Source organism: Anaeromyxobacter sp. SG66 (assembly GCF_022690805.1).
GTDB classification, from domain to species: domain Bacteria; phylum Myxococcota; class Myxococcia; order Myxococcales; family Anaeromyxobacteraceae; genus Anaeromyxobacter; species Anaeromyxobacter soli.
On sequence record NZ_JALCZC010000199.1, the window covers coordinates 1 to 3,462 of the forward strand.

Here is a 3,462-nt window from a genome sequence, read left to right on the forward strand (position 1 = left end):
CGGCCGCGGCGCGCGCGCGCGGTGCGCGCACCGCCGCCTCCGCCTCCGCGAGGACCTGCTCCGCCCCGCGGCGCTTCCGCCCCTTGGGAGCGGCCTTCGCCTCCTCCACGAGCTTCAGCTCGATGCGGCGCCGGATGGGGCTCGCGGAGACGACGTCCACCGTGACCTCCTCGCCCACCCGGAACGCGCGGCCCGTCGTGCGATCGACGAGGGCGTGCAGCTCGGTGTCGAGCTCGGGCAGGCCACCGAGGTCCTCGATCTTGACGAGCCCCTCGACGAACCAGCGCTTCAGCTCCACGAACAGCCCGAACTCCACCACCGCCGAGACGACGCCCTCGAACCGCTCGCCCACCTTGTCCTTCATGAAGAGCGCCGCGTAGTAGGCCGCGATGTCGCGCTCGGCCTCCATCGCCGCGCGCTCGCGCTCCGACGAGATCGCGGCGAGCTCCGCGAGCACCGAGGCCGGCGTCTCGCGCGTCGACTGACCGTGCCGGCGCGCCCACTCCTCCTTGAGGAGCCGGTGGGCGACGAGATCCGGGTAGCGGCGGATGGGGGAGGTGAAGTGCAGGTAGTGCTCGGCGGCGAGCCCGTAGTGGCCGATGTTCTCCGTCGAGTAGATGGCCTGCATCATCGCCCGCAGGAGCAGCTGGTTCAGGGCGCGCTGCTGCGCGTGGCCCCTGAAGCGCCCCAGGAGCGCGTTCAGCGCCTGCGGCCCGGGCACCTCCGGCACCTCGAAGCCGTGCGACTCGGCGAGGTCGAGGAACGCCTGGAGCTTCTCCTCGTCCGGCACGTCGTGCACGCGGTAGATGGTGGGCAGCTCGCGCGCGCCGAACCAGCGCGCCACCGCCTCGTTCGCGGCGAGCATGAACTCCTCGACGATCCGGTGGGCGCGGTTGCGCGGCCGCTTCTCGATCGCGACGACCTGGCCGTCCTCGCCGAGCACGATCTTCGCCTCGGGGAGATCGAAGTCGAGCGCGCCGCGGCGCCCCCGCATGGCGGTGAGCTTCTCCTGCAGCTCCGCCATGAGCTCGAAGCGCTCCTTGAACCGCTCGCGCTCCGGGACGCGCTCGCCCGCGAGGACGTTCGCCACCTCCGTGTACGTGCAGCGCGCGGCGCTCCGCATCACGCCCTCGTAGACCTCCGCCGAGCGCGTCTCCCCCCGCTCGTCCAGGACGAGGTCGGCGACCATGCACAGCCGGTCCACGGCGGGGTTGAGCGAGCAGATGCCGTTCGAGAGCCGCTCGGGCAGCATCGGCAGCACCTGCATCGGGAAGTAGACGCTCGTCCCGCGCCGCGACGCCTCCGTGTCGAGGGCGGAGCCCGGCCGGACGTAGTGCGCGACGTCGGCGATGGCGACGACGAGCCGGTAGAGCCCCCTGCCCTTCGACCCCTCGAGCCGCTCCACGTGCACCGCGTCGTCGAAGTCGCGCGCGTCCTCGCCGTCGATCGTCACGAGGGGGAGCGCGGTCAGGTCGCGGCGGCCCTGGCGATCCTCGGGCCGGACGTGATCGGGGATCGCCTGCGACTCCGCCAGGACCGGCGCGGGGAACACGTCCGCGAAGCCCTTCGCGTAGGCGACCTTCAGCACCTCCACGCGCGGCTCGCCGGGGCGGCCGATGGCCTCGGCCACCTTGCCCTGCAGCCGCCCGGTGCCGGGCTCGAGCGCGACCTTCACCACGTCACCGTCCTGCGCCGCGCTCGTCTCCGGCACGGGCACGACCTCGCCGAGCTCCTCGTCCGCCGGGACGACGAAGCTGCGCGCGCCGCGCGCGTGGTAGGTGCCGATGAGCAGCCTGCGGCGGCGCTCCACGATCTCGACGAGCCGGCCCGCGGTGCGGCCGCCGCGCGCCGGCACGATCTCGACGCGGAGCAGGTCGCCGTCGAGCGCCTGCGACGCCTCGCCGGGCGGCAGGAACACGTCGTCGCCCTGGCGGTCGATGCGCGCCACGAACCCGTAGCCGTCCCGGTGCTTCTTGAGCGTGCCCACCACCTCGTTGCCACGGCCCGGCCGGCGCAGGCCGCGCCGCTCGCGGACCGGGGCGAGCGCGGCCGCCGGCGCCCCCGCGGGCTTGGCGCCCGGGAGCGAGAAGCGCTTCCCGTCCCGGTGAAGGAGCCCCTCGCGCGTGAGATCGCGCAGCGCCCGCTTCACCTCCGTCCGCTCGCCCGGGTGGAGCCTCGCCCGCTGCATGAGCTCGCGAACGGAGAGCGCCTTCCCCCCCGCGCGCCGCAGCTCCTCGACGATCGCGGTCCGCCGCCGCTCCTGGCCTTCGTGCGCCATGGTCAGTCTCCGAACAGCTGCCCGAGCCCCCCGCCCTGCTGCTGGGTCGGGAAGAAGGGGAAGAGCGCGCCCGCCAGGGAGCGCAGGTTGCGGGTCTGCAGCCAGACCTCGCCGGGGCCGGCGAACTCCGCCACGAGCGCCTCGCCCGAGAGCAAGGAGCGCACCCAGCCGCGGCGGCTCGCCTTGCGCACCTCGAACGGCATGCGCGCATCGAACGCCACGACGTGGCCCGTGTCCACGACATAGCGCACGCCGGCGGGGACCGCGCGGCGCACGATCGCGCCGAACGAGGAGAGCAGGATCGTGCCCTCGCCCGAGGCGCGGATGAAGAAGAGCCCTTCGCCGGCGAAGAGGCCGCGGAAGCCGGCGAACTCGGTGTCGAGCCGGACCTCCAGCTCCGAGGCCAGCCACGAGGACGACTGCACGAGCAGCGCGCGCCCGCCGAGCTCGACGCCGATGACGTCGCCCGGCACGGGCGGCGCGAGGATGACCTCTCCGGCGCCGCCCGTCGCGGTGAACGTCGAGACGAAGAGCGACTCGCGGGTGACCATCCGCTTCAGGGCGCCGACGAGCCCGCCCTGGAGCTGCGACTGCAGGTCGACGTTGCCGCTCATCGCCACCATCGCGCCCGCCTCGGCGCGGATCGACTGCCCGGGGGAGAGCTCGACGCGCGCCGACGCGAAGGCGCTGCCGCCGACGAGCTGGTAGCGCAGGGCGGCGCCGGCGGAGGTGGTCGCGAGGACCGGCGCGTCGTGCGCCGCCCCCGTCGTGGGCGTGGGGGCGAGGCGAGCGCCGCACGCCGAGCAGAAGGCGCCGGCGGCGACGGCCGCACCACAGGAGGGACACGTCATGGCGCGGGAGTCTACACGCGCGGCGCAGCGCGCACCGCAGGAAGAAGGGCGCCCGCGGTGTATAAACCCCTCGTGCTCACGCCCGCCGCCGCCCGCGCGCGCATCCTCGCCGCGCTGTCCGACCTCGCGCCGCTCCCCGCGGAGCGCGTCCCGCTCGAAGGCGCGCTCGGCCGTGCGCTCGCCGAGGACCTCTCCGCCGCGCGCGACGTGCCGGCGTTCGACGCCTCCACCATGGACGGCTACGCGCTGCGCGCCGCCGACGCGTCGCGCGCGGGCGCGCGCCTCCCCGTTGCGTTCGAGGTGTACGCCGGCCGGCCGGCGCCGGGACCCCTG

General features: G+C 74.8%; 2 protein-coding genes and 1 pseudogene. 1 reads left to right on the forward strand and 2 read right to left on the reverse strand.

From position 1 onward, the window contains the following. Together rnr and MNZ39_RS23655 are read right to left on the reverse strand one after the other, a co-directional pair. The coding region (gene rnr, locus MNZ39_RS23650) for a ribonuclease R (protein WP_242341535.1) at positions 1-2,278 on the reverse strand (2,278 nt) is incomplete at its 3' end. A gap of 2 nt (positions 2,279-2,280) precedes the next feature. Further along, the gene (locus MNZ39_RS23655; protein ID WP_242341536.1) at positions 2,281-3,129 is read right to left on the reverse strand and encodes a TIGR00266 family protein; all 849 of its coding nucleotides are present in this window, start codon (positions 3,127-3,129) and stop codon (positions 2,281-2,283) included. A 72-nt stretch (positions 3,130-3,201) separates the two neighbouring features. Here MNZ39_RS23655 and MNZ39_RS23660 point away from each other — a divergent pair. Beyond that, positions 3,202-3,462 (forward strand): annotated as a pseudogene (locus MNZ39_RS23660) (molybdopterin molybdenumtransferase MoeA); the annotation flags it as partial.

Excerpts from the sequence above, each read along its gene's own strand:
- MNZ39_RS23655 (WP_242341536.1), bottom strand. The coding sequence starts at position 3,129 with ATGACGTGTCCCTCCTGTGGTGCGGCCGTCGCCGCCGGCGCCTTCTGC.